This window comes from Collinsella sp. SGI.184 (assembly GCF_050313415.1).
Taxonomy (GTDB): domain Bacteria; phylum Actinomycetota; class Coriobacteriia; order Coriobacteriales; family Coriobacteriaceae; genus Collinsella.
In genome coordinates, this window is record NZ_JBNPLJ010000016.1 from 23,711 (window position 1) to 49,970 (window position 26,260).

The 26,260-nt window shown below is 60.5% G+C and carries 23 protein-coding genes; 18 read left to right on the forward strand and 5 right to left on the reverse strand.

The features are described from left to right. Positions 1–239: 239 nt before the first annotated feature. Complete coding sequence (locus ACQRAJ_RS06475) at positions 240–881, reverse strand: GNAT family N-acetyltransferase (protein ID WP_427748081.1); 642 nt, start codon at positions 879–881, stop codon at positions 240–242. Between the two features lie 277 nt (positions 882–1,158). Here ACQRAJ_RS06475 and purH point away from each other — a divergent pair, with 277 nt between their 5' ends. The 4 genes from purH to ACQRAJ_RS06495 all read left to right on the forward strand — a co-directional run bounded on the left by purH (position 1,159) and on the right by ACQRAJ_RS06495 (position 5,654). Further along, entirely contained in the window at positions 1,159–2,766 is a 1,608-nt protein-coding gene (purH, locus tag ACQRAJ_RS06480) for a bifunctional phosphoribosylaminoimidazolecarboxamide formyltransferase/IMP cyclohydrolase (RefSeq protein ID WP_427728518.1), read from the forward strand. A gap of 278 nt (positions 2,767–3,044) precedes the next feature. Continuing rightward, complete coding sequence (locus ACQRAJ_RS06485; RefSeq protein WP_427748083.1) at positions 3,045–3,752, forward strand: hypothetical protein; 708 nt, start codon at positions 3,045–3,047, stop codon at positions 3,750–3,752. A gap of 177 nt (positions 3,753–3,929) precedes the next feature. After that, the gene (locus ACQRAJ_RS06490; protein WP_427728526.1) at positions 3,930–4,601 is read left to right on the forward strand and encodes a response regulator transcription factor; all 672 of its coding nucleotides are present in this window, start codon (positions 3,930–3,932) and stop codon (positions 4,599–4,601) included. A gap of 9 nt (positions 4,602–4,610) precedes the next feature. Then, entirely contained in the window at positions 4,611–5,654 is a 1,044-nt protein-coding gene (locus ACQRAJ_RS06495; protein WP_427748084.1) for a sensor histidine kinase, read from the forward strand. 253 nt (positions 5,655–5,907) lie between these two features. Here the strand turns inward: ACQRAJ_RS06495 and ACQRAJ_RS06500 are convergent, their stop codons facing one another. Beyond that, positions 5,908–6,345 (reverse strand): universal stress protein, encoded by a 438-nt coding sequence (locus ACQRAJ_RS06500; RefSeq protein ID WP_154515052.1) that lies wholly within the window; start codon positions 6,343–6,345, stop codon positions 5,908–5,910. 242 nt (positions 6,346–6,587) lie between these two features. On the opposite strand from ACQRAJ_RS06500, the gene ACQRAJ_RS06505 reads away from it, so the two are divergent. From ACQRAJ_RS06505 to ACQRAJ_RS06520, 4 genes are all read left to right on the forward strand, one after another. Beyond that, a complete protein-coding gene (locus ACQRAJ_RS06505; protein WP_427728530.1) occupies positions 6,588–7,568 on the forward strand; it encodes an undecaprenyl-diphosphate phosphatase in 981 nt (326 codons plus the stop codon). A gap of 146 nt (positions 7,569–7,714) precedes the next feature. Continuing rightward, positions 7,715–10,615 (forward strand): ATP-dependent helicase, encoded by a 2,901-nt coding sequence (locus ACQRAJ_RS06510; RefSeq protein WP_427728532.1) that lies wholly within the window; start codon positions 7,715–7,717, stop codon positions 10,613–10,615. 366 nt (positions 10,616–10,981) lie between these two features. Next, positions 10,982–12,010 carry a hypothetical protein gene (locus tag ACQRAJ_RS06515; RefSeq protein WP_427748085.1) on the forward strand — a complete coding sequence of 343 codons (1,029 nt, stop codon included), beginning with the start codon at positions 10,982–10,984 and terminating at the stop codon, positions 12,008–12,010. Then, positions 11,998–12,765 (forward strand): hypothetical protein, encoded by a 768-nt coding sequence (locus ACQRAJ_RS06520; protein ID WP_427728535.1) that lies wholly within the window; start codon positions 11,998–12,000, stop codon positions 12,763–12,765. The genes ACQRAJ_RS06515 and ACQRAJ_RS06520 overlap by 13 nt, the downstream gene beginning before the upstream one ends. A 238-nt stretch (positions 12,766–13,003) precedes the next feature. Here the strand turns inward: ACQRAJ_RS06520 and ACQRAJ_RS06525 are convergent, their stop codons facing one another. Both ACQRAJ_RS06525 and ACQRAJ_RS06530 read right to left on the reverse strand, forming a co-directional pair. After that, positions 13,004–13,936, reverse strand: a complete 933-nt coding sequence (locus tag ACQRAJ_RS06525; protein WP_427748087.1) for a type I phosphomannose isomerase catalytic subunit — start codon at positions 13,934–13,936, stop codon at positions 13,004–13,006. Between the two features lie 72 nt (positions 13,937–14,008). Then, positions 14,009–14,728: a GntR family transcriptional regulator gene (locus tag ACQRAJ_RS06530; RefSeq protein WP_427748088.1), complete on the reverse strand. Its 720-nt coding sequence runs from the start codon at positions 14,726–14,728 to the stop codon at positions 14,009–14,011. A 340-nt stretch (positions 14,729–15,068) separates the two neighbouring features. Here ACQRAJ_RS06530 and ACQRAJ_RS06535 point away from each other — a divergent pair, with 340 nt between their 5' ends. The 3 genes from ACQRAJ_RS06535 to nhaA all read left to right on the forward strand — a co-directional run bounded on the left by ACQRAJ_RS06535 (position 15,069) and on the right by nhaA (position 18,734). Beyond that, a complete protein-coding gene (locus ACQRAJ_RS06535; protein ID WP_427728539.1) occupies positions 15,069–16,022 on the forward strand; it encodes an ROK family protein in 954 nt (317 codons plus the stop codon). A gap of 166 nt (positions 16,023–16,188) precedes the next feature. Further along, positions 16,189–17,112 (forward strand): manganese-dependent inorganic pyrophosphatase, encoded by a 924-nt coding sequence (locus ACQRAJ_RS06540; RefSeq protein WP_427748089.1) that lies wholly within the window; start codon positions 16,189–16,191, stop codon positions 17,110–17,112. 263 nt (positions 17,113–17,375) lie between these two features. Continuing rightward, positions 17,376–18,734 carry a Na+/H+ antiporter NhaA gene (gene nhaA, locus ACQRAJ_RS06545; RefSeq protein ID WP_427748090.1) on the forward strand — a complete coding sequence of 453 codons (1,359 nt, stop codon included), beginning with the start codon at positions 17,376–17,378 and terminating at the stop codon, positions 18,732–18,734. 100 nt (positions 18,735–18,834) lie between these two features. Here the strand turns inward: nhaA and ACQRAJ_RS06550 are convergent, their stop codons facing one another. Further along, on the reverse strand, positions 18,835–19,089 hold the full coding sequence (locus tag ACQRAJ_RS06550) for a hypothetical protein (RefSeq protein WP_154515036.1): 255 nt from the start codon (positions 19,087–19,089) through the stop codon (positions 18,835–18,837). A gap of 158 nt (positions 19,090–19,247) precedes the next feature. On the opposite strand from ACQRAJ_RS06550, the gene ACQRAJ_RS06555 reads away from it, so the two are divergent. The 7 genes from ACQRAJ_RS06555 to ACQRAJ_RS06585 all read left to right on the forward strand — a co-directional run bounded on the left by ACQRAJ_RS06555 (position 19,248) and on the right by ACQRAJ_RS06585 (position 26,185). Continuing rightward, positions 19,248–20,552 (forward strand): aminotransferase class I/II-fold pyridoxal phosphate-dependent enzyme, encoded by a 1,305-nt coding sequence (locus tag ACQRAJ_RS06555; protein ID WP_152068466.1) that lies wholly within the window; start codon positions 19,248–19,250, stop codon positions 20,550–20,552. Positions 20,553–20,618: 66 nt separating this feature from the next. Beyond that, positions 20,619–20,933 (forward strand): STAS domain-containing protein, encoded by a 315-nt coding sequence (locus ACQRAJ_RS06560; RefSeq protein ID WP_154515032.1) that lies wholly within the window; start codon positions 20,619–20,621, stop codon positions 20,931–20,933. Between the two features lie 153 nt (positions 20,934–21,086). Next, complete coding sequence (locus tag ACQRAJ_RS06565) at positions 21,087–21,659, forward strand: twin-arginine translocase TatA/TatE family subunit (RefSeq protein WP_427718929.1); 573 nt, start codon at positions 21,087–21,089, stop codon at positions 21,657–21,659. Next, a complete protein-coding gene (gene tatC, locus ACQRAJ_RS06570) occupies positions 21,659–22,456 on the forward strand; it encodes a twin-arginine translocase subunit TatC (RefSeq protein ID WP_427718932.1) in 798 nt (265 codons plus the stop codon). Before ACQRAJ_RS06565 ends, tatC begins: the two co-directional genes overlap by 1 nt. 6 nt (positions 22,457–22,462) lie before the next feature. Then, positions 22,463–22,819 (forward strand): hydrogenase maturation nickel metallochaperone HypA, encoded by a 357-nt coding sequence (gene hypA / locus ACQRAJ_RS06575; RefSeq protein WP_152068469.1) that lies wholly within the window; start codon positions 22,463–22,465, stop codon positions 22,817–22,819. Between the two features lie 54 nt (positions 22,820–22,873). Continuing rightward, positions 22,874–23,557 (forward strand): hydrogenase nickel incorporation protein HypB, encoded by a 684-nt coding sequence (gene hypB / locus ACQRAJ_RS06580; protein ID WP_152068470.1) that lies wholly within the window; start codon positions 22,874–22,876, stop codon positions 23,555–23,557. A 54-nt stretch (positions 23,558–23,611) separates the two neighbouring features. Further along, entirely contained in the window at positions 23,612–26,185 is a 2,574-nt protein-coding gene (locus ACQRAJ_RS06585) for a DNA topoisomerase I (protein WP_427748091.1), read from the forward strand. Positions 26,186–26,260: the final 75 nt, after the last annotated feature.

Here is a 26,260-nt window from a genome sequence, read left to right on the forward strand (position 1 = left end):
TGCCATTCGGAAAGTGCATCCCAGAATATGCGCTCAAACCGGGATGCAGTTTCTCAAGAGGCTCTCTTCCGGAAACCACATCCCGCAATTTAGGCGAATTCTGGGATGCGCTTTCCCTGTGAGTTTTCGAGTGGGGCTGCTTGCTCCACGGACGGCACTTAGGGGCGTTCTTTTTATGCCGGCAGTTTAGGAACTTCCCCGGATGTCGGCACTTGGGGACACTCCCTTGACTACCGGGTTTAGGCTGTCAGGTCGAGTTCGTAGAGGAAGCTTTCGCGCGGCATGTCGTGGCGGCGCTCTTCGCGGTTGGCGCGGTGCGTGGCCGTGCGCTTAAAGCCGTGCAGCTCGTAGAACTTCCACGAGCAGTTGGAGTCGGTATACAGGTGCACTCTCGACGCTCCGCGAGAGGACAGGTGCGAGACCGCGGCATCGAGCAGAACCGAGCCAACGCCCAGGCCGTGGACATCGCGATCCACGGCAAGCAGCGTGACCTCGTTGTCATGCGGCAGCGGGCTGCTCTCGAGCAGGCGGTTGTTGGTCCGGATGGTGGCGCGCACAAACGAGAGATACTCGGCACAGGCATCGGGCTCCAGCTCACGCATCTGCGACAGCAATGCGCGTTCTGTATCCATCCAATGCTCCTTAACGGTGGCGCCGCTGCTTTGCCCCGCACGTGCGAGTGCAATGCCGCGCGCCTGGCCGTCGATTACGGCGACCTGCGAAAACGTCGATGATGAAAGGCAATAGGCGAGGTCGCACGCGGCCTCAAGGCGGTTGTACTCTTCGTTATCCGAATTGTTATGCCAAAGCTGCTGCAAGATCAGCGCGATGGCGTCGAAGTCTTCGGTATCAAACGGTCGGTAGAGAACCCGCGAGACCATAGTGCCTCTTTCTATTGCGGATGCATATCGAGCACAGTTCTACCATGCCATTGGCATCTAATTATGGTGCCCCTGTGTTCCATCAACTCACCGTGCCTAGTGGCGCTCCTGCAACCCCCGCTCGCAAGCTTTTTCTGCACATGCGCCCGTTACGGGGTGCATCGATGCGCTCGATGCGCTACATTGAATCAGTATTTTCAATGCCGCTGCGCGAGCGCTGCAGATCGACGTATCACCGACTCACAGAGCACGGCGGCGTACCAGACAGGAGGACTGCATGGGATCTGATGTGAAGATCGCACGCGCGTTGATCTCGGTTACCGATAAGACGGGCGTCGTCGATTTCGCACGGACGCTGGTTGACGACTTTGGCGTCGAGATCATCTCTACGGGCGGCACGGCTCGTGCCATCGAGGACGCGGGCGTTCCCGTAACCCCCATCGAGGAGTTCACGGGCTATCCCGAGATGATGGACGGCCGCGTCAAGACGCTGCACCCCAAGGTTCATGGTGCGCTGCTGGCTCGCCGCGATTCCGAGCAGCACATGCAGGAGGCAGCTCAGCACGGCATTAAGCTGATCGACCTGGTCGTCGTCAACCTGTACGAGTTCGAGAAGACCGTCGCCAACCCCGAGGTCACCTTCGCGGATGCCATCGAGCACATCGATATCGGTGGCCCCTCCATGCTTCGCTCTGCCGCCAAGAACGCCGCGAGCGTTGCCGTCATCTCCGACCCGGCCGACTATGATGCCGTCCTGGCCGAGATGCGCGAGACCGGTGGCTGCACCACGCTTTCCACCCGTCGTCGCCTGCAGGTGAAGGTCTACCAGACCACCGCCGCCTACGACACGGCTATCTCCCGTTGGCTTGCTGCCCAGGCAAGCGACGTGGCGGACACCTCTGCCAAACTCGAGGTCTCGCTGGAGAAGGTCGACGACCTGCGCTATGGCGAGAATCCTCAGCAGAAGGCTACGGTCTACCGCTTTGCCGATGGCTGCGAGAACTCCGCGAGCTCGCAGTTCCCGCTCGTGGGCTCCGAGCAGATTCAGGGCAAGCCGCTCAGCTACAACAACTATTTGGACGCCGATGCCGCTTGGAACCTGGTTCGCGAGTTCGACGAGCCTGCCTGCGTGATCCTCAAGCATCAGAACCCCTGCGGCTCCGCCGTTGCCGAGGACATCACGGCTGCCTACGACCGCGCCTTTGCCTGCGATCCCAAGAGCGCTTTCGGCGGCATCATCGCCTGCAACCGCGAGGTTCCCTTTGAGCTGGTTGAGCACTTTGCCGATCAGAACAAGCAGTTCGTCGAGGTCATCATCGCCCCGAGCTACACCGCCGAGGCGCTCGAGCGCATGGCCAAGCGCCCCAACCTGCGCGTGCTGGCTACCGGCGGCGTGGACCACGGCGCCAAGGTGGAGCTGCGCTCCATCGACGGCGGCATGCTGGTGCAGGAGGTCGACCACGTGATCGAGGATCCCGCGACCTTTACGTTCCCCACCGACCGCAAGCCCACCGATGCCGAGATGGCCGAGCTTGAGTTTGCCTGGAAGGTCTGCAAGGGCGTCAAGTCCAACGCCATCCTGGTCTCCAAGGGTAAGGCCGGCATTGGCATGGGCCCGGGCCAGCCCAACCGCGTTGACTCCGCACTGCTTGCCTGCGAGCGCGCCGAGGACTTCTGCGAGCGCGAGGGCGTGGAGAAGGGCGGCTTTGCCTGCGCAAGCGACGCGTTCTTCCCGTTCCGCGACAACGTCGACGTGCTTGCTGAGCACGGCGTGACCTGCATCATCCAGCCCGGCGGCTCCAAGCGCGACGACGAGAGCATCCAGGCCTGCAACGAGCATGGCATCGCAATGGTCTTCACGGGCGCCCGCCACTTCCGCCACTAATGATCGTTACGCGGTTTTACCAAACCGCGTAACTGCTCGACGCTGCGCCGGCCCCAAGCACCTCATCTCGCCGCTCAAACCGTCGCTCGCGTACAGAAGTACGCGTCGCTCCTCTTTTGCGGCGACCTGAGGCACTTGGGTCCGGCTCGCTGGCTTATGCTCCACCAGCGGTATTTGCTCGCCCCGAGCTAAAGCTATCTATTGCCGTCCGTGCCGGTTGGTGCGGGCGGCTTTTTTGGGTATAACGGTGCGGTGTATGTTTTTGAGAAAGGTTGGATATGGCCGTTGTGGATGATGCCGAGCTGTTTGGCAATGCCGAGGACCAGCGTGCGTACGAGGACTTTTGCGCCAATCAGGAGGCGGTCGAGAAGTTTACGCTCGACAAGCCCGCGCTTGTCTGCCGTTGGCGCATGTCCAACAAAAAGGTGCCCATGCTCAACCGTCACATTCGTGCGCTGTCCGAGCGCCTGGTGCAGGGCGAGCCGCTCACCCATAATATGCTCAGCTGGGCCAAGCAGCACGTTGAGTGGTCGCTTGCCGAGGGCGATTACACCGCGCGCGACGGCGTGCTCATGCTGGTGATCGACGTTAACGGCAATGCCGCCATGACGGTGGGGGAGTACGAGCCGCTGGCCGATACTTCGGCCAAGGCGCTGCGTGCCCGCTCCGCCGAGGCCCGCTCCGAGGCCGACGAAACCGGCGTGGCGCCCGAGCTGCTCGCCGCCGTCAACAACGGCGAGCTGGTCTTTGTGGCACCGGCGGACGAGTGCCTGTGTGGCACGGCGACGCTTATCGAGCAGCTGGCCCAGACCAAGGGCATCCCGGTCACGCGCGTGGACATTCCCGCGCAGCTCAAGGGCGCGCTGTTCCTGGTGAGTGACGAGCACGGCGTGGTTCCTGCCGCCGAGACGGACGCCGCCGAGTCCGACGCCGCTACGGTTGCCTTCTTTGCCGAAGGCTACGAAAAGCTCCGTGCCCACCGCTAAATGATTTTCCTGGGACGGGGATTTAATAATCATTTGATCCTCGCTCCCGTTGCGAGCGAGGGGCGAGCCAAACGCTTTCGTTCGCGAACAGTTCTGTCACCTTGGTGCCTCGCGAGGCACGCACCTGCGGCTCCGCGGTCATAATGGGGCAAGACAACCAAGAGGGGAGCGGAATCCATGGCGCTGATCTATGTCGTTGAGGACGACGAGCGCATTCGTCGTGAGCTTGTCGACATCCTTGCCCGCGCCGGGTTTGAAATCGAGGCCTGCGAATCGTTTGAGCATGTCTCGCGCGATATCCTTGCCGCCGCGCCCGACCTGGTGTTGCTCGACCTCACGCTTCCCGTCAAGGACGGCCAACATATCTGCCACGAGGTTCGCCGCGAATCCGAGGTTCCTATCATCGTCCTCACGTCGCGCACGACCGAGATCGACGAGGTCATGGCCATGACGCTTGGCGCGGACGACTTTGTTCCCAAGCCTTACAGCGCCCGTGTGCTCGTGGCGCACATCAATGCGTTGCTGCGCCGCACCGCGGCGGCGGGCGATCGCAGCACGCTCGTCCACAAGGGGCTGGAGCTCGACCTCGCCCGCTCCATGGTCACCAATACGGCAACCGGCGACAGTACCGAGCTCACCAAAAACGAGCTGCGTATCCTCTCGCTGCTCTTGGGCCGCGCGGGCAAGATTGTCTCGCGCTCGGCTATCATGCAGGACCTGTGGGACTCCGACGCCTTCGTGGACGACAATACGCTCACCGTCAATATCAACCGCCTGCGCACCACGCTCGAAAAAATCGGCATCAAGGGGTATTTGACGACGCATCGCGGCCAAGGCTATTCGGTCTAGGGGCCGGTTATGTCGTTTGCCAAGTTCTTTAAAGATGCACTGCTTCCCATTGCCGTGTGGACCTGCGGCGTGCTGCTGAGCTGTTTTGTACTGACGGTCGCCGGCGCCCCGGCATCCATCGTGGTCGTGGCGGTCGGTGTGTCCTTTATCTTTGGCATGCTGGGCATCGTGATCGAGTACGTGCGCCGTCGTCGTTTTCTGTGCCAGCTGGAGCGCGCGGCAGAGGAGCTGGGGAGCCCTGCTTGGGTGCAGGAGATGGTGCAATGCCCGACCTATGCCGAGGGCGAGCTCGAATATGAGGTCTTGCGCCGGGTGGGCAAAGCCGCTTGCGACGAGGTGGCGGAAGGCCGGCGCCAGACCGATGACTACCGCGACTATATCGAGAGCTGGGTCCACGAGGCCAAGCTGCCCCTGGCGGCGGCTCATCTGATTTTGGAAAACCTGGACGGCAGCGAAGACGACCTGTCGCGCGTGGATGACCTGGGTCGCGAGCTGGCTCGCGTGGAGCGCTATATCGATCAGGCGCTGTACTATGCGCGCTCGGAAGTCGTAGAGCGCGACTACCTAATTCGCCGCTGGGGTCTCAAGAGCTTGGTGACGGGCGCGATTAAAGCCAACGCGCGCGAGCTCATTGCGGCGCACGTGGCTCCGGTGTGCGAGAACCTCGACTTTGAGGTGTTCACCGACGAGAAATGGCTCGAGTTTATTCTGGGCCAGCTCATTCAGAACAGCATTAAATATGCGCGTGAGGACGGCGCGAAGATTGTGTTTTCGGGTGCGTTGCTGGACGAGGGCCTGGCAAGCGAGCGCATCGAGCTTACCGTCGCGGACAACGGCTGCGGCGTGAGCGCGGCTGACCTGCCGCGCGTGTTCGAGAAGGGCTTTACCGGCGATAACGGCCGCACCACCAAGCGCGCAACGGGCATCGGCCTCTACCTGGTGGCGCGCCTGTGTTCCAAGATGGGCATCGACGTCACCGCGGCATCCGACTCCGGCGAAGGCTTTGTCGTAACATTCGCTTTCTCGACCAACAAGTTTCAATACTTCGAGTAGTCGGGCCGTCTTGTGATACGGATAGCCATGTTCCCGAACGTGAACATGGCTATGAGGCTCTAAAAAAATCACCCAAACAAAACGTGCCGCCCGACCAGGGCGGCACGCCATCTCTCTATTCAGCTAACTCGCTGAAGTACGGTGACGAAGGCGCAAGGCCGGGAGGGGTTATCTAAGCCGACATCCCGCAGCCGCGAAGCGGCGAGGACGTCGGCGTGATAACCCCGCAGGCCTTGCGCCGGCGGGAAGGAACCTACTTCACGACCAGAATGTCGCAGTCGGTGTTGCGCAGCAGGAATGTCGAAATCGAACCCAGGAGCGCATACTTGATCGAGGAAAGGCCACGAGCGCCGCAGAGCACCAGATCGGGCTTGACCACGTCGAGCATCTCGTCCTTGAGCGTCTCGCGAATACGGCCGGCGCGAATCATGACTTCGACCTCGGGAATGTTGGGATTAGCCTTGGCCTCTTCGAGCTGCTTGGCGATGGAGTTCTTAAAGGCCTCCTCCAGGCCGTTGACCAGATCGACCGGATAGGAACCGGCGCTCTCGAGCGCCGTGGAATCGATGACGTGACCGATGATCAGCTTGGCGCCATTGTTTGCGGCGACCTTGATAGCGCGTGTGAGCACAAAATCCTGCTGCTCAGTACCGTCGAGTGAAACAAATACCTTGGTATAGCCCTCGTTCATGGTTTCCTCCTTGGTCTATCGCACGGGCGCGGGGCTCGTGCATCGGACGACGTGTTGGCCGCCGGACACTTTAGCTTGTTGCAGTTATACCCAAGGATTTCGGTTTGACCGCTCGCAATTCTGTGAACGGGCGAGATTTTTGGTAAGGGTGGGCGCGGCCGCGGCCGAACGGTTGATAATGGGACATCGCCCGCAACCGTCCGCAGAACAACTATCGGCGGGTGACAAACGAGGGGGTCCCTTTGGATATCATCGAGCTTCTAAAATCTGCCTTCATGGGCCTGGTCGAGGGCATCACCGAATGGCTGCCCGTTTCGTCGACGGGCCACATGATCTTGGTGGACGAGTTCGTCAAGATGAATGTGAGCGAGACATTCTGGAATATGTTCCTGGTCGTGATTCAGCTTGGCGCCATTTTGGCCGTCTGCGTTCTGTTCTTCTACGACTTAAATCCGTTCTCGCCCAGCAAGGGCAAGGAGGGTCGTCGCGACACCTGGGTGCTGTGGGGCAAGATCGTGCTTGGCTGTATTCCCGCCGCGGCGATCGGTCTGCCGCTCAACGACTGGATGGAGGAGCATTTCTATAACGCTCCTGTCGTGGCGCTGGCGCTCATCGTGTACGGCGTGTTGTTTATCGTGATTGAGAACTGGCGTGCGAGTAAGCGCGAGAATGCCGCTCTTGCCGATTCGTTTGGTTCGCGTGCTGTGGTGGCGGGCGGGCGTCCCGCCGGTGCACACTTCGCGGCGCCTGCGGCGGATATTGCCGAAGACAATGACGATGACGAGGATTTGGATTTTGGATCCATCGCCACGCTCGAGGACCTGAGCTGGAAGACCGCATTGGGTATCGGTTGCTTCCAGGTGCTTTCGCTGATTCCGGGCACATCACGCTCCGGCTCTACCATCATCGGCGGCCTGCTGCTGGGCTGCACGCGCTCGGTGGCGTCCAAGTTCACGTTTTTCCTGGCCATTCCCGTTATGTTTGGCGCGAGCGCGCTCAAGCTGGTCAAGTACTTCGTTAAGGGCGGTACGTTTGGCACCAACGAGATTGCCATTCTGGGCGTGGGCTGCGTCGTGGCCTTTGTGGTTTCGCTTATTGCCATCAAGTGGCTCATGGGCTTCGTTCGCCGTCACGACTTTAAGTGCTTTGGCGTCTACCGCATTATTCTGGGCATCGTGGTGCTCGCGTACTTCTTTGTTCTGGAGCCTATGCTCGGCCTGTAACTTGGTTGACGCTGCGCGGCGGCCAGAGCGCGGCGCACGGAGTCGTGGTGTGATTTGCATCGGTGTCCGCGCGGCTCGGTATACTGGTACGGCTCAAACTATGGCGCCGCCCGCAGGCGCGCCGTCCGTCAGATGAGGAGTCGCCCATGACCCAGCCCTTGCCCTGGGAAAAGAACGCCGCGGTACCCGTGCCGCCCGCGCCGGAACCCGTGCCGCTCGATGCATACACCGCCCCCGCTGCGCCGGAGCCCGAGCTCGTTCCGCTCGACATCTACGACGCTCCCGCGCCGGCACCCAAGCCCGTCAAGCCGCTCGTCGACATCGACAGCCTTAATCCCGCCCAGCGCGAGGCCGTCCTGACCACCGAGGGCCCGTTGCTGGTCCTCGCCGGCGCAGGCTCGGGCAAGACCCGCGTCCTGACCTTCCGCATCGCGCATATGCTCGGCGACCTGGGTGTTAAGCCTTGGCAGGTTCTTGCCATCACGTTTACCAACAAAGCCGCGGCCGAGATGCGCGAGCGTCTGACGGCGCTCATTCCCAGCGGTACCCGCGGCATGTGGGTGTGCACCTTCCACGCCATGTGCGTGCGCATGCTGCGCGAGGACGCCGACCTGCTGGGTTATACCGGTCAGTTCACCATCTACGATGACGATGACTCAAAGCGCATGGTGCGTGACATTATGCAGGCGCTCGGCATCGAGCAAAAGCAGTTCCCCATCAACATGATTCGCAGCAAGATCAGTTCGGCCAAAAACGCCATGATCGGCCCCGAGGACATGCTCAAATCCGCCGATAGCCCCAACGACAAAAAGGCCGCGCAGGTCTACCTGGAGCTGGAGCGCCGCCTGCGCGCCGCCAACGCGATGGACTTCGACGATTTGCTCGTGCGCACACTCGAACTGCTGCGTACCCGCCCCGAGGTGCTCGACAAGTACCAGGAGCGCTTCCGCTACATTAGCGTCGACGAGTATCAGGACACCAACCACGTCCAGTACGAAATCGCCAACCTTCTGGCCGCCAAGTACCAAAACCTCATGGTTGTGGGCGACGATGACCAGTCCATTTACAGCTGGCGTGGCGCCGACATCACCAACATCTTGGACTTTGAGCAGGACTTTAAAAACTGCAAGACCGTTAAGCTCGAGCAGAACTACCGCTCTACGGGCCATATCCTAAACGCCGCCAACGCCGTGGTGCGCCACAACTCGCAGCGCAAGGACAAGCGCCTGTTTACGGCCGAGGGCGATGGCGAGAAGATCCAGGCCTTCCAGGCGAGCGACGAGCGCGACGAGGGCCGCTGGATTGCCGGCGAGATCGAGAAACTGCATGCCAAAGGCACGAGCTACGACGACATCGCCGTGTTTTATCGCACCAACGCCCAGTCGCGTATTCTCGAAGATATGTTTCTGCGCGCGGGCGTGCCCTACAAGATCGTGGGCGGCACTCGATTCTTCGACCGTGCCGAGATTCGCGACGTCATGGCCTACCTCAAGATGATCGTGAACCCGGCCGACGAGATGAGCGTCAAACGCGTCATCAACACACCGCGCCGCGGCATTGGCTCCACCTCAATCCAAAAGATCGAGCAGCTGGCACGCGACAACCGTTGCTCGTTCTTCCAGGCTTGCGAGATCGCGTGCGCCGAAACCGGCATGTTTAGCGCCAAGGTGCGCAACGGCCTGTCGAGCTTTGTCTCACTGGTGCGCGAGGGCCGCCGCATGGACGGCGAGCTCAAGGACGTTGTCGAGATGATCGTCGATAAGACGGGCCTGCTGCAGGCGTTTCGCGCCGAGGGCACCATGGAATCTGAGAGCCGCGCCGAGAACATCCAGGAATTTCTGGGCGTTGCGGCGGAATTTGAGGAGACGCACGAGGATATCGAGGGTACGCTCGAGAGCCTAGAAGAGCTGCGCGCAGCCGGTGTTGCCGATGTGCCTGCCGGCGCCGAGCCCGAGCCCGTCGTGGTGAGCGTGTCTGCGCCCGAACCGGGGCCATCTGTCCCGGCATCCTCGTTTGAGGCGCTCGTCGGCGCCCGTGACGCCGCGGGCTCCAATCCGCTCGATGGCTTGGCCGCTCCGGCGCTGTCTCCGCAGGATGCCCTGGCCGCCGCCATCGCAGGCAACGCGTATGCCGCGCCGACGGAGCTGTCGGCGGGTGCCGTGCATGCCGGCGAGATCGAGCGTACCTACGGTCCGCTCACCTGTAAGGCGCTGCCGGCACTCATGGAGTGGCTGGCCTTGCGCTCCGATTTGGATTCCCTGGCCGGCGAGACGCATGCCATTACCATGATGACCATCCACTCCGCCAAGGGCCTGGAGTTTCCGGCGGTGTTCGTGGCCGGCATGGAGGAGGGTATCTTTCCGCACGTGCACGACTTTGGCGGCAGCGATGATCCGGGCAAGCTCGAGGAGGAGCGTCGCCTGGCCTACGTCGCCATCACGCGTGCCCGCAAACGCCTGTTCTTGACCTATGCGGCCACGCGTCGCACCTACGGTTCGACCTCCGCCAACCCGCGTTCGCGCTTTCTCAACGAGATTCCGTTTGAGGATATCGAGTTTAGCGGTATCGGTTCTGCCGGTTTTGAGGGCACGGGCTGGGAGAAGCGCGGCGACCGTCGCGGCACCTTTGGCTCGGGCACGGGTTCGGATATGTATGGCGGCAAGGTGTTTGGTTCGCATACGCGCTCGACCGGCGGTTCCGGTTCGCGCGGCGGATCGAGCTTCGACGATTTCTTTGGCGGCAGCAGCTACGGGACCGAGCGCCATCGTGGGGTCTCGCCCGACGCCGGTCGCGTTGCCTCGACCTTTGGCTCGGGCGCACCGCGAGCCAAAAAGCCGTCGTCCAAGGTGTCCCCAACAGTGGAGCGCAAGGTCGATCGCGCCAGCGCGTCGCAGGACTTTGCCGCGGGCGATACCGTGAGTCATAAGACCTTTGGCACGGGTACCGTGATCTCGGTCGCTGGAGACATGATCGAGGTCCAATTCGAAAAGACCGGCCAGACCAAAAAGCTGATGAAGGGCTTTGCGCCGATCGTCAAGCTGTCGTAATCCCGGCGGACCTGTGCGGGCGTATGGGGAAACATCGCCTGCTCGGACAGTCCTGCTCGCACGGAGAGCACATTAAGTGCTCTCCGGCTCGTGCGGAACTCGCGATCGACCAAAGCCCCCGGCGCGCCCTCTTCCTTGTGGCGTTTTGGCCTGCAGCTTGCGAACGTCGCTTTGCTCGTTCGCTTTTTGATCTGGAGAGCCGGGTGGGCTGATAGATAGATACGAGTAGGGGCTCTCCCGTACATGGTCGGGAGAGCCCCTTGTTGCGTTTCGGATTGTTTCTTATGACTTTGGGGATTGAGCGTTTTATACGATTCAGTATAATTTTAGATAGATACTAAAATGTAACTGAAATGAAAATGGTGAGTGGACATGCTGCTAAATTGTCTCCCTGAAAGACTCTTCTCTTTAGAGCTCGCCATCGACCCGGAGCCAGTTGAGATACAGATTCCTCGCATGTATCTCGAGCGCTATTCGCTTCGCTTAGCACGGCTCGGCATGTCTGAGCAAGGCCGTTTTATTGTTGCGGAACCAAAAGAACCGCCCAGTGTCATTTCGGCGCGAAATCTCGTCAATGCAGTGCGCAAGATAGATGCTCGCCCGGTGGCAATTTGCTGGAACGCTATGGATTTAGGCTTTATGCGCGCGCTTTCTTCGGAGGGGATCGCATATATCCGAGATGAGCGAAATGCGTTTCTGCCGTTTATCGGAGCCGTTATTTCCGGTGAGGTGCTGGGTGCTTCTCCCGCTGCTCCGCTTTCGCCCCAATCTCAACGAATCGTCCTAAATCTCATCGCGGGACGATGGGTTGACTGCTCCGCCGGCGACCTAGCGCGTCTGTGTGGCAAAAGCGCGGCAAGCGTCAGCGGCTATCTTTCGGAAATCGCCGCTATAGCTCCTGGGTTGATTATGCGGGACGGCAAAAAGCGTATATTGTGCGATGCCGGGTTGTCGACCGAGACGCTGCTGGATGGGTTTGAGGACTATCTTCGCACACCAGTTTTAGAGCGAATCCGGCTCAAGAAGGTTATCGAGAGAACAGAGCTACGTGCCGTTGACGCGCTGCTTTCCGGTATGTCTGCCCTTAGCTATATGTCTGACCTTGCTCATGAAGAATCTGCTCCAACCATTGCTCTCGAAAAGAATCAGCTAGAGGACCTAAAAGAGCACATGGGTGACAGATGGCTGGAGGCCCAGTGGTACGAACCGGCTGCTATCGAGATTGAGGTCTGGTCGTATCCCGTGGACGAGCCGTCCGATGTTAGTTTTGACACGACAGGTTTGCAATGTGTCGACCCGTTCTCCTTATACGTTGCCTGCGCAAAAGAGGATTACAAAGATGACCGTCTGCTCGATGCGGTCGAACAGCTCAGGAGGACGATATGCCAAAAGTGAGGGGGATAGAGCGATTTGCCGACGCCATGAGCAGCTGCAAAGGTGGTTACGTCCTTATTGGTGGAGGGGCCTGCAGCGTTCTATTTGACAGCGAAGGTGATTCATTCAGGGCTACCGAAGACTTGGATGTCGTCGTAATTGCTGATGGGGAAGGCGTTGAATTTGCCACTGCATTGTGGGCATTTATCAAAGCAGCTGGATACGAGATTGGAAAGGTCGGCGATGGAAAGTGCACTTACTATCGGTTCTGCTTGCCCAAAGGATCGAAGCGGGCCCTAGACTATCCCGGTCAAATTGAGCTATTTGCCCGACATCCTGATTTTGTGCTCGAAGATGAAACGAGCGAAGTGGCACCTCTTTCCTTTGACGGGGCCGTATCAAGTCTCTCGGCAATTATCCTCGACGATGGCTACTACGAATTTATTCGCGACAACGCAACGAACGTAGAAGGCATTACGTTGCTCGATGCACTCCATATCATTCCCCTCAAGATGCGTGCGCACATTGATATCAACAGAAGTTATGAAGAGGGACGTCGTTGCAACAACATTGATCGGCGGAAGCACCGTTCGGATGTTGCTCGACTTGCTGACTTATTGTCGCCTTCGGCGCGTTTGGAGCTAACGGGGCAAATGAGGGTTGATGCGGAGGATTTTCTTACGGACTTTGCTTCGTATGTAAATCGGCAGACCAACCGTAAGGAAAGGGCGCGGCTTCAGGACACGTTATCGTTTCTCGAAAAGGTCTACCTATAGGCACCTTGAGTCGTTATGTATAGCGGGGGCTCCTCCGTTGATGAACGGAAGAGCCCCTTGTTGCTTTTTGATTGTCGTTACTAGCCAGAGGCTCGCCGGGATGGGGCGCGGGGTTTGGTCGATCGCGAGTTCCGCACGAGCCGGAGAGCACTTAATGTGCTCTCCGTGCGAGCAGGACTGTCCGAGCAGGCGACCAAAGCCCGCGCCCCATCCCGGCGAGCGCTCGGGGACCGGTAACTTACAGGTGCGAGACGATCAGTTCCATCTGGCCTTCGAGGTCAATGGAGCTGACGGTGCTGGGTGCCAGCAGATGGCTTCCCTTGTGGACGGGGTCGCCGCAGACGGTGCCTTCGCCGTCGATGACCGACAGGCACATGAAGGGCCAGCGCTGCTCCAAGGTCTTGCTGCCGTCGACGCGCACGCGATCGACAGTGTAGCAGGAGTTAGACTCGAGCTCGGTCACGCCGTTCACCTCGGGTGCGGCCACCGTGCCGTCGGTTGGAGCCTGAGCGTCAAAATCGATGCAGTCGAGGCTCTGCTCAATGTGCAGCGGACGCAGTTTGCCGTCGGTGCCGGGACGGTCGTAGTCGTACAGGCGATATGTCACGTCGCTTGACTGCTGCGTCTCCAAAATGAGCGTGCCGGTCTTGATGGCATGCACGGTACCGGAATCAATCTGGAAAAAGTCGCCCTTGTGGATCGGCAGCACGTTGAGCATGTCGTCCCAACGGCCCCCCTCTATCATCTGTGCGGCCTCGGCGCTGTCATGCGCGCGCTGGCCGACGATGATCGTGGCGCCGGGCTCGCAGTCCAGCACATACCAGCACTCGGTTTTGCCCAGGCTGCCGTTCTCGTGCTTGGCGGCGTACTCGTCGTTGGGATGAATCTGGATCGAAAGGTCGTCCTTGGCGTCCAGAATCTTAACGAGCAGCGGGAACTCCTTGCCCTCGCACCTGCCAAAGAGCTCGCGGTGCTCGGCCCACAGCCACGACAGCGTGTGGCCGGCATACGGGCCCTCCGCAATCTGGCAGTCGCCGTTGGGGTGGGCCGAGATGGCCCAACACTCACCGATGGGTCCATCGGGAATGTCGTAGCCAAATACGGTTTCGAGCTGGCGGCCGCCCCAGATCTTCTCGTGGAAGATCGGCGTCAGTTTAATCAAATCGGACATATTCATACCCCATTGTGTTGCGCGGGCGTTGCACAAACAGCTCAAAACGAGCGCCCGCATGACTACAAAAACCTATGCCAACGTTACGTTGTGCAACTCAAAGCGGTCGCCAACGTTGCGCGAGACCGAATACTCAAAGGCCGCGCCGCTGTCCAAAAAGCCAATCTGGTTGAGCTCGAGCAGGGGAGAGCCAGGTTTGGTGTCCAGGCGCTCGGCTTCTTCCTCGGTTGCTGCCACGGCGCGAATGGTACGGTGGAAGCTCGAGATCTTCAGCCCGCATTGCTCGCGGATAAAGCCGTAGACCGATCCGTACAGGTCCTTCTTTTTCAGCCCCGGAATCAGCTCGAGGGGCATGTAGGTGTACTCGATAACAATGGGCTTCTCATCGGCCTGACGCACGCGCACGATGTGATAGGCAAAGTCATCTTCGGCAATTCCCAGCTGGGCTGCGATGTCCGCTGGTGGATTAACAATCGAGAAATCGTAGACCACCGAGGTCACCTTCTCCCCGCGGTGCTCATACGAAAAGCCCTGGGCACGGTCGTTTTTGCCCTGGAAAAACGCTTGGCCGGGAAGTCCCGCCGTGTCCTTAACGTAGGTACCCGATCCACGACGGCTGGTAACAAGACCTTCCTCGGTGATTTGCTCGATAGCTCGTTTGACGGTGATTTTGGAAACGCTATAGAGCTCGCAGAACTCAACGACGGTGGGAAGCTTGTCGCCTGGTTTAAGAGCGCCATCCTCAATACTTCGACGAATATCTGCAGCTATCGCCTCGTATTTGGGAATCATGGGACCTCCTTTCCAACTTTATTGAGTATAAAAGAAAGTATACTCAACACCTAAGTATCCCTATTGAGTCATTGAAAAGTTCGATAGATATATTACTAAAAGTCGCTTTGCGCTAAAAATAAAAGCGCTCTAAATAAATATACATTCGAATAATGTCGTGTTGAGAAATCTAATCGGTCCGAGGACGGGGCCGAACCGATTTAGCACCCAGCGAACCGAATCCTGTATCCTGCATTTCCCCAGATAAAACCTACCAAAACAAACCTGTCCCTTTTTGGTATGTTTTTGCCTTGGGAGCGGTACCATACAGACAATGTTTAAACGAGAAAGGCGGGCCCCTATGGAACCTAAGCAGTACTACATCGGCATCGACGTCGGCGGCACTTCGGTTAAGGAGGGCCTGTTCGATGGGGATGGCAACCTGCTTGCGAAGGTCAGCGTGCCCACGCCTCCCATCGTTGACGCTGCGGGCTTTGCCGCGGTGACCGAGGCTATCGACCAGGTGGTCGCCAAGGCACAGATTCCGCGCGCCTTTGTGGCGGGCATTGGCCTTGCTGTTCCGTGCCCCATTCCGGCAGCGGGCGATGCCAAGGTCAAGGCCAACATTGCCATTAACCTGCCCGAGTTGAAGATCGCCATTCAGGAGCACTGCCCCGATGCGGTCGTTAAGTACGAGAACGATGCCAACGCCGCTGCCATGGGCGAGGCTTGGCTCGGTTCTGCCAAGGACGTGCAGAATGTGGTGATGGTCACCATCGGTACCGGCGTGGGCGGCGGCGTTATCGTCAACGGCGATGTGGTGTCGGGTGTTGTGGGCGCCGGCGGCGAGATTGGCCATATGTGCCTGAATCCGGCTGAGGAGCGCACTTGCGGCTGCGGCGGCCATGGCCACCTGGAGCAGTATTCCAGCGCCACCGGCGTGGTGAGCAACTACCTTGCCGAGTGCAAGAAGGCGGGCGTCGAGCCCATCGAGCTCACCGGCCCCTCCGATTCCAAGGACGTGTTCCAAGCCTGCCGCGAGGGTGATAAGCTCGCGCTGGCCGCGGCCGATACCATGGCCGACTATCTCGGCCGCGCCCTGGCGCTTATTGCCAACGTGGTCGATCCCGAGATGTTCCTGATCGGCGGCGGCGCCTCCGCCTCGGCCGATGTCTACCTCGATAAGGTTCGCGAGTACTTCCAGCGCTACGCGCTTTCCGCCTCGCGCGAGACGCCCATTAAGGTTGCCTCGCTCGGAAACGACGCCGGCATCATCGGTTCTGCCTACGTAGCCCTGCGCGCTGCCGGCAAATAGCTGGTGCAAGGGGGCCAGGTTACTTTGCACCAACATGGTGCAAAAGGGACAGCCTTGGCCCCCATACCTGCCACAAAATATGCCGTGGCCCTTCCGTCCCCAAAGGCCAGCTGCCAGCGTGCTACCATAGCTACGTCTAAGTACACATACCAAGTGGAGGATACCCATGGCAAACGTTCTTGTCTTTGGTCACCAGAACCCCGATAACGACGCCATCATGAGCGCCGTCGTTCTGTCTCAGCTGCTCAACCAGGTTGAGTATGCCGGCAACACCTATGAGGTCTGCGCTCTTGGTCAGCTTCCGGCAGAGTCCGCCAAGCTGCTCGCAGACGCCGGCATTGCCGAGCCCCGCGTGATTGAGTCCGTCGAGGCCGGCCAGCTTGTCGTTCTCACCGACCATAACGAGTCCGCCCAGTCCGTCGCCGGCCTTAAGGACGCCACGGTCTTTGGCGTCGTTGACCATCACCGCATCGGCGACTTTGAGAGCGCCGGCCCGCTGCACTACATCTGCCTGCCCTGGGGTTCCAGCTGCACCATCGTCACTAAGCTCGCCGGCGTGCTCGGCGTTGAGCTTTCCGACGTTCAGGCCAAGCTGCTGCTCTCGGCCATGATGACCGACACGCTCATGCTCAAGAGCCCCACCACCACCGATGTCGACCGCGCCGTCGCCGCCAAGCTCGGCGAGCAGGTGGGCGTCGACCCGGTCAAGTTTGGCATGGAGGTCTTCCTCACCCGTCCGTCCGGCTCCTTCACCGCAGCCGAGATGGTCGGCAACGACATCAAGATGTTCGAGCCCGCCGGCAAGAAGCTGCTCATCGGCCAGTACGAGACCGTCGACAAGAGCCGTGCGCTCGGCATGATCGACGAGATCCGCGAGGCCATGCGCGCCTACGCCGCCGAGAAGGGTGCCGACGGCATCGTCCTGTGCATCACCGACATCATGGAGGAGGGCTCGCAGGTCCTGCTCGAGGGCGAGACCGAGGCCGCTCAGAAGGGCCTGGGCATTGCCGACGAGCACGACGGCGTCTGGATGCCGGGCGTCCTCTCCCGTAAGAAGCAGGTCGCTGCCCCCATCATGGCCGCCTGCTAGGTTTTGTAGCCTGCTACGACCGGACCGCGGACGCCCCGCGCTCCGGTCGTTTTTTGTGCGCGGGACCGCGTCCCCTATTGGACAGGGGCGCCCGTACCGTTGGGCAAATAATGTTCAACCTGTGGTTCCGCTTTTCGGCCACGCCTGCGTGCTTGTCGTGCAGGGTAGGCTAGATGCAAGCGTAATACGTTGGAGCGCGGTGCCGCCACTTGGGCGGGCCGTGCTTTTTTAAGACGGGAGCTTTCCCGTGAAAGGAGCCGCCCATGGCAGCAACTGAGCAGCTGTTCAACGTTCGTGAGCGCAAGCGCTTTGAACGTCATGACATCTGGGAGCGCATCGCCGAGAACGGCACGATTTCCGCCGCCGTCATGGTCATCGCCGCCATCGCCGCCGTTATCTGCGCCAACACCGATGTCTACGAGGCTATCCATCACTTTTTGGAGACCCCGCTGTATGTGGGTCTGGGCAACCTTACGGCTGGCCTCACCGTCGAGCTTTTCGTCAACGACTTTCTCATGGCGATCTTCTTTTTGTTGGTGGGCATTGAGCTTAAGTACGAGATGACGGTCGGCGAGCTCAAGAATCCGCGTCAGGCCATGCTTCCCATGCTGGCAGCCGTGGGCGGCGTCGTCGTTCCCGCCTGCATCTACCTGATCTTTAACCATGCCGGCGCCCGCAACGGTTGGGCCATCCCCATGGCAACCGATATTGCCTTTGCGCTGGGCGTGCTGTCGCTTTTGGGCAATCGCGTGCCCAACGGCGTGCGCGTGTTCTTCTCGACGCTCGCCATCGCCGACGACCTCATCTCCATTGCCGCCATCGCCATTTTCTACGGCCAGAGCCCCAGTCCGTTTTGGCTGGGTGCTGCTGCACTTGTGACCTGCGCACTTGTGTGGCTCAACAAGACTCAGCATTATCGCCTTGCCCCGTACTCGGTGCTTGGTCTGCTGCTGTGGTTTTGCATGTTTAAGAGCGGCGTGCACGCCACGCTTGCCGGTGTCATCCTGGCCTTCACCATCCCGGCCAAGTGCGGTGTTAAGCTCGATAGCCTTACCGATTGGCTAGGCGAGTACCTGCCGTTGCTCGACGACCGTTACGACGACGAGGCGCACATCCTGGGCCAGCACGACTTTACCCTTTCTACCACCAAGGTCGAGCGTGTCATGCACCGTGTGACCCCGCCGCTCATCCGCATGGAGCGCCTGATCTCCACGCCGGTCAACTTTGTGATCCTGCCGATCTTTGCGTTTGTCAACGCGCAGGTTCGCCTTGTGGGCGTGGACATGAGCGTGCTGCTTACCGACCCGGTGACCCTCGGCGTGTACTTTGGCATGCTGCTGGGTAAGCCGATCGGTATCTTTGGCGTGACGTTTGCCCTGGTCAAGCTTAAGGCTTGCGAGCTGCCTCATAACGTTAACTGGCATATGATCGCCGGCGTGGGCATTTTGGGTGGCATCGGCTTTACCATGTCGATCCTCATCAGCGGCCTCGCCTTCCCGACGGCCCAGTTCGAGGTTCTGGCCGCCAAGGCCGCCATTCTTGCCGGCTCTGTTACCGCGGCCGTGCTGGGCATGATCTACATGAGCGTGGTCTGCAAGCACCCTTCGCCCAAGGACGAGTAGGAGCGCGAAAACCGGGACCGGACATGCCCCGGATGCCCTCGTGTGAAAAAATGCCGTTTGTGAGCACTGTCACAAACGGCATTTCATTTATTTGCCATTTTTATTCCACGGTGCCGTAGACGGCGCCCCAGCCGTGGGCGGCAAGGGCCGAGTTAAGCTGGTCGCAAAGCGATTGGCGGTCGTAGTGGCCGGGCGGCAAAAGATTCACGATTTCCATGAGATCGGGCGCCAGGTCCAAGATCTCCGCCTGAACGATTAGATCCAGGCGGTCAATGGCCTTACGGTCATAAAACAAGCCGTCGACCAGACGCTGCAGGTCTCCGAACTCCTCGGCTTGAAAAGAGCCGTATTCCATACTGCCTCCTTGGATGTGCCATGCGGCTATACGGGTCATACGGTGGATATCGTAATTCATTGCGATGGACTTAATCTATCACGGCTTCATACCGTTGCGGCGGTAGCGGTCTATACTTAGACAAACTGCAACGTCCCGCTTTGCGAAAGGTCGCACCCATGCAGACGATCTACCAGAAGATGGAAACCACCGAACTCGATGCCGCCATCGAGGCTCTCAAAGCCGAGGTTGCCGAGGTCAAGGCCAAGGGCCTGGCGCTCGACATGGCGCGCGGCAAGCCGTCGCCCTCCCAGGTGGACATCTCGCGCCCCATGCTCGATATCCTCAATGCCGACGCCGATCTGCACGACGGTAACGTCGACTGCTCCAACTACGGCTGCTTTGAGGGCATCCCCTCGGCACGCAAGCTGGCGGGGGAGTTCCTGGGGTGCCCCGCCGATCAGACGCTCGTACTGGGTTCGTCGAGTCTTTTGATCGAGCACGATATCGCCGGTATGTTCTGGCGCTGCGGCTCGTGCGGCAGCGAGCCTTGGGAGGCTTATGAGGCCGCGCACGACGGTAAGAAGGTCAAGTTCCTGTGCCCGGTTCCCGGCTACGACCGTCATTTTGGCATCACCGCCGACCTGGGTATCGAGAACGTCCCCGTCGCGATGACCGGCAACGGCCCCGACATGGACGAGGTAGAGCGCCTGGTTGCCACCGACGACTCCATCAAGGGCATCTGGTGCGTGCCCAAGTATTCCAACCCCACGGGCATCACCTTTAGCGAGGACACCGTGCGCCGCTTGGTCGAGATGCCCACGGCCGCGCCCGATTTTCGCATCTTTTGGGACAACGCCTACTGCGTGCACGACCTGTACGACGAGACCGACGAGCTCGCCAACATCTTCGATCTTGCCCGCGCGGCGGGTACCGAGGACCGCGTGGTGGCATTCGCCTCGACGTCCAAGATCACCTTCCCGGGCGCGGGCATCGGCTTTATCGGTGCGAGTCCCGCGGTCATCGCGGAGTTCTCCAAGCGCCTGAAGGCCGGTCTTATCAGCGCCGACAAGCTCAACCAGCTACGCCACGTGCGCTTCCTTCCCACCATCGAGGCGGTCAAGGAGCACATGAAAAAGCATGCCGAGTTCTTGCGTCCGCGCTTTGAGGCCGTCGAGCGCAAGCTCACTGAGGGCCTGGGCGATACGGGTTGCGCTACTTGGACGCATCCCCGTGGCGGCTACTTTGTGAGCTTTGATGGCCCCGAGGGCTCGGCCCAAAAGGTCGCCGCGCTTTGCGCCGACCTGGGTGTCAAGCTCACGCCGGCAGGTGCCACCTGGCCTTATGGCAAGGATCCGCGCGACACCAACATCCGCATCGCGCCGAGTTATCCCACGGTCGAGGACCTGGAGGCCGCACTCGACGTGCTGGTGCTGGCCGTCAAGCTCGTCGCTGCCGAGCTTGCTCGTGCCGAGCGCGCCTAACGCGTAGGGCCCCGCAAATCCGCGTCCAGTACCATCCGCACTCTCGATACGCAAAGGAGCGTATACATGGATTTGGGTATTTCCACCAACCCCACGCCGGAGCTCTACACCATCAGGGTGACCGGTGAGATTGATATCTCTAACGCCGACAGCTTGCGTAACGCCATCGACTTGGCGCTCGAGCAGCCCACCGAGGCCGTTGAGCTCGACTTTGCCCAGGTGAGCTATATCGACTCGACAGGTATTGGCGTACTTGTGGGCGCCGCGCACCACGCAGCCGATCACGACAAGCGGTTTGGCTGCGTCAACGTGCAGCCCCCGGTGATGCGCGTGGTTCAGTTGCTGGGTGTCGACCAGGAGATTTCAATTACGGCGGCATAAGCCCTGCCCCAAAAAGGGCGTGCCGTTTGGTATATGTTTGTGATGCGCTCGGATGTTTTGACGTCCGGGCGCTATACTTGACCGAATGAATAGACGAGTTCCGGCCGAATGGCGCGGTGCGGGCTCGACTCACATCGAGCCTTGGAGGTATGTGTGTTTGGTATTGGAGAGGGTGAGCTCGCGATCATCGTGGTCTTCGGCTTTTTGCTGTTTGGCCCGGATAAGCTCCCGCAGATGGGCCGCACGATCGGCCGTGCCATCCGTCAGTTCCGCGAGACGCAGGAAAAGATGACGGCTGTTGTTCAGTCCGAGATTATCGATCCGGTAAGCGAGGCCGCTTCGGCTCCGGTCAAGCCCAAGAAGGCTGCCGTCGATGACGATTCCGATGCGGACGAGGATGCCGTCGAGACGGCCGCGCCCGCAAAGAAGGAGACCTTTGCCGAGCGCCGTGCCCGCCTTGCCGCCGAGAAGGCCGCGAGTGAGGGTGCTGCCGAGGACGAAGGTGCTGCTGGTGAGGCTGAGGGCCCCGAGTCTGCCGCTGCCGCCGTCGAGCCCGAGCCTGCTGCAGAGCCGGAGCCCGAGCCCGAGCCGGCAGAGCCCACGACGGCTGACCTCTACGCCCGTCGTCCCCGCAAGCGCAAGGCCGTCGTCGACCAGCTCGCTCGCGAGCTCGAGGCCGAGGACGACGCCGCTGCCGCCCATGCCCCGAAGGGAGGCGATGAGTAATGCCTATCGGACCTGCGCGCATGCCGCTCTTCGATCATCTGGGTGAGCTCCGTCGCCGCCTGACCATCGTGGTCGTGTCAGTCTTTGCCGCCGCCATCGTGCTGTATTTCGCCACGCCCGTGGTGCTCGACATCCTGGAAGACCCCATCCGCTCCTTTGTGCCGGACGGTAAGTTCTACATCACCACCACGCTCGGCGGCTTTGGTCTGCGCTTTTCGCTGGCTCTCAAGATGGCCGTTGTCATGTGCACGCCTATGATCATTTGGCAGATTCTGGCGTTTTTCCTGCCGGCGCTTCGCCCCAACGAGCGCAAGTGGGTTGTGCCCACGGTGCTCGCCTCGACGGTGCTGTTCTTCCTGGGCGCAATCTTTTGCTACTTCATCATCATCCCTGCGGGCTTTGAGTGGCTCATCGGCGAAACCTCGGCCGTCGCTACGGCGCTGCCCGATCTGGAGAACTACGTCAACATGGAGCTGCTCTTTATGATCGGCTTTGGTGTGGCGTTTGAGCTGCCGCTCATCATCTTCTACCTGTCTGTCTTCCATATCGTGTCCTATGCGGCCTTCCGCGGTGCCTGGCGTTACGTATACGTTGGCCTGCTTGCGGGCTCGGCTGTGATTACGCCCGACGGCTCGCCCGTTACACTGGGTCTCATGTATGGCGCCCTGCTCTCGCTCTACGAGATTTCGCTCGCCATCGCCCGCGTGGTCATTACCGCGCGCGATGGCAAGGAAGGCTTGTTTGTGAGCCGTCTGGATCTGTTCTCGAACGACGACGAGGACGACGACGAGGAGTAAATCCGTATGCACGAGGTTGGCATTGTCAACGGCATACTCGATACAGTGATTCGCGCGGCGCGTGGGGCGGGGGCCTCGCGCGCTGTTTTGGTAACGCTGCGCATTGGGGATATGACCGAAGTTGTGCGTGAGGCGCTCGACTTTGCGTGGGAGACGTTTCGCGACGAGGACATGCTCACGCGCGGCTGCGAGCTTGCCGTGGAGGAAGTCCATCCACAAAGCGAGTGCCTGGACTGCCGCGAGGTCTTTGAGCACGACCGCTTCCATTGCCGCTGTCCTCAGTGTGGCGGCACCAACGTGCGCCTGCTGCACGGCCGCGAGCTCGACATCGCCAGCATCGAGATTGAAACCCCCGACAATTAACCAGCCTGCCATTTGGGGACGGGGTATAAATGGTAGAAGTAAGGAGTGCCGAGTATGGCCGAGAAAACTATTGATATCGCATCGCCGATTCTGTCGCGCAATGAGCGCCTGGCAGATCAGCTGCGTCAGCGATTCAAAGAGACAGGCACCTATGTGATCAATGTGCTGTCGAGTCCCGGCTCTGGTAAGACCACCACGATTCTGGGCACCAACGAGCGCCTGCGCGACAAAGCCGGCCTGCGCTGTGCCGTCATCGAGGGCGATATCGCCTCGGATGTCGACGCCATCACCATGAAGGAAGCCGGCATGCCCGCCATTCAGATCAACACGGGCGGTCTGTGCCACCTCGAGGGCAACATGATCATGGAGGCCGTTGATGCGTTCGACCAGGCAGTGGGCCTTCAAAATATCGATGTTATCTTTATCGAAAACGTGGGCAATCTGGTCTGTCCGGTCGACTTTGACCTGGGCGAGAACCTGTCCATCATGATTCTCTCGGTGCCCGAGGGCGACGACAAGCCCATTAAGTACCCGGGCATCTTCCAGCACGCTGGCGCACAGCTGCTCAACAAGGTCGATGTGGCCCCGGCTTTCGATTTTGACATGGATAGGTATACTAAGACACTCGATGACCTCAATCCGCAGGCGCCGCGGTTTGCCGTGAGCGCACGCAAGGGCGAGGGCATGGATGCCTGGTGCGATTGGCTCATCGGGCAGATCGAACAAACAAGGGCGTAAGTCGGCCGTCGTACGTGCGGGCGCAGCCGCAGACACACGAGATAGGAGCCTCTTTTGAAGCTCATCATCGCCGAGAAAAACGACGCCGCGCGTCAGATTGCCGAGCGTCTTTCCACGGGCAAGCCCAAAAAGGACAAGGTGTACAACACCGCCATCTACCGTTTTGAGTGGAAGGGCGAGGAGTGCGTGACAATCGGCCTTGCCGGTCACATCCTTGCGCCCGATTTTTGCGACAGCGTGCTGTTCGATAAAAAGCTGGGTTGGTATTCGGTCACCGAGGACGGCGAGATGCTGCCGGCCGACATACCCGATGGCCTGGCGCGTCCGCCCTATGACACCAAGCGCAAACCGTTCCTTGCCGACGGTATCTCCATCAAAGGCTGGAAGCTCGAGAGCCTGCCCTACCTTACCTGGGCGCCCGTTATCAAACTGCCGGCCGAGAAAGAACTCATTCGCTCGCTCAAGAACCTTGCCAAGAAGTCCGACAGTGTCATCATCGCCACGGACTTCGATCGCGAGGGCGAGCTGATTGGCTCGGACGCCCTCAACAAGGTGCGCGAGGTTGCGCCCGACTTGCCGGTTGCTCGCGCCCAGTACTCTTCGTTTACCAAGGCCGAGATCACGCAGGCCTTTGATAACCTCGTCTCGCTCGACCAGAACCTGGCCGATGCCGGCGAGAGCCGTCAGCACATCGACCTCATTTGGGGTGCGGTGCTCACGCGTTACCTGACGCTCGCCAAGTTTGGCGGCTTTGGTAACGTGCGCTCTGCCGGCCGCGTGCAGACGCCGACGCTTGCCCTGGTGGTCGAGCGCGAGCGCGAGCGCATGGCGTTTGTGCCCGAGGACTATTGGCAGATTCGCGGTATGGGTGCCGCGCAGGGTGCCGCCGAGGACGACCGCTTTAAGATCGCGCACAAGACGGCGCGTTTTACCGACAAGGATGCTGCCGAGATGGCGTACGGCCATGTCGACGGCGTTGCGACGGCAACCGTTGCCGCGGTGACCAAGCGCTCGCGCAAGCAGCAGCCGCCCACGCCGTTTGCGACCACCTCGCTGCAGGCTGCCGCTGCGGCCGAGGGCATCTCGCCCGCACGCACCATGCGCATCGCCGAGTCCCTTTACATGGCGGGTCTTATCAGCTATCCGCGTGTCGACAACACCGTGTACCCTGCGACGCTCGATCTGGGCGCCGTGGTGAGCGACCTGGCAAAGATCAACCCGGCGCTGGCGCCCGTGTGCAAAAAGGTGCTTGCCGGTCCTATGAAGCCCACGCGCGGCAAGGTCGAGACCACCGACCACCCGCCTATCTATCCCACGGGCGAGGGCGACCCATCCACGCTCGACGGCGGCCAGCGCAAGCTCTACGACCTCATCACCCGTCGCTTCCTGGCGACGCTTATGGGTCCCGCGACCATCGAGAACACCAAGCTCGAGCTCGACGTCAACGGCGAGCCGTTCGTGGCCTCGGGCGACGTGCTCGTGACCCCTGGCTTCCGCGAGGCCTATCCGTACGGCCTTAAGCGCGACGAGCAGATGCCGCCGCTGGAGCAGGGCGATACGGTCGACGTGTTCGACATTAAGCTCGAGGCCAAGCAGACCGAGCCGCCCGCGCGCTACAGCCAGGGCAAGCTCGTGCAGGAGATGGAGAAGCGCGGCCTGGGTACCAAGTCCACGCGCGCGAGCATCATCGAGCGCCTGTACGCCGTGCGCTACCTCAAAAACGATCCCGTGGAGCCGAGTCAGCTGGGTATCGCCATCATCGATGCACTGTCGCAGTTTGCCCCGCGCATCACGAGCCCCGATATGACCAGCGAGCTCGACGGCGACATGACCCGCGTGGAGCGCGGCGAAGATACCGAAGAGCATGTCGTGACGCACTCGCGCGCGCTGCTGGCCGGCGTGCTCGATGAGCTGCTCAAGCATACGCAGGAGCTGGGCGACGCCATCAGCGATGCCGTCACGGCCGATGCGCGCGTGGGCGCCTGCCCCAAGTGCGGCAAGGATCTGGTCATGAAGACGAGCGCCAAGACCCGCGGCAGCTTTATCGGCTGCATGGGCTGGCCCGACTGCGACGTGACCTATCCGGTGCCGAGCGGCGTCAAGGTGAGCCCGCTCGAGGGCGAGGCTGCCGTGTGTCCCGAATGCGGCGCACCGCGCATTAAGTGCCAGCCGTTCCGCCAGAAGGCTTTCGAGATCTGCGTGAACCCCACGTGCCCCACCAATTACGAGCCCGACCTTAAGGTGGGCGAGTGCAAGGTGTGCGCCGAGGCCGGACGCCATGGCGATCTGATTGCGCACAAGAGCGAGAAGAGCGGCAAGCGCTTTATCCGCTGCACCAACTATGACGATTGCGGCGTGAGCTATCCGCTGCCGGCGCGTGGCAAACTCGAGGCGACGGGCGAGACCTGTCCCGAGTGCGGCGCTCCCATCGTGGTGGTCAACACGGCGCGCGGTCCGTGGCGTATCTGCGTCAACATGGACTGCCCGACCAAGGAGAAGAAGCCCGCCCGCGGCCGCAAGACGACGACCAAGGCGAGTACGGCGAAGAAGACCACGGCGAAAAAGACGACTGCCAAGAAGGCTGCCGCGAAAAAGACGACCACAAAGAAGGCGGCCGCCAGCAAGTAGCGGCGCAGCCGAAACATTGCCCAAAACAAAAACGGGCGAGGGTTCCATGATCCTCGCCCGTTTTTTGTTCGGCAG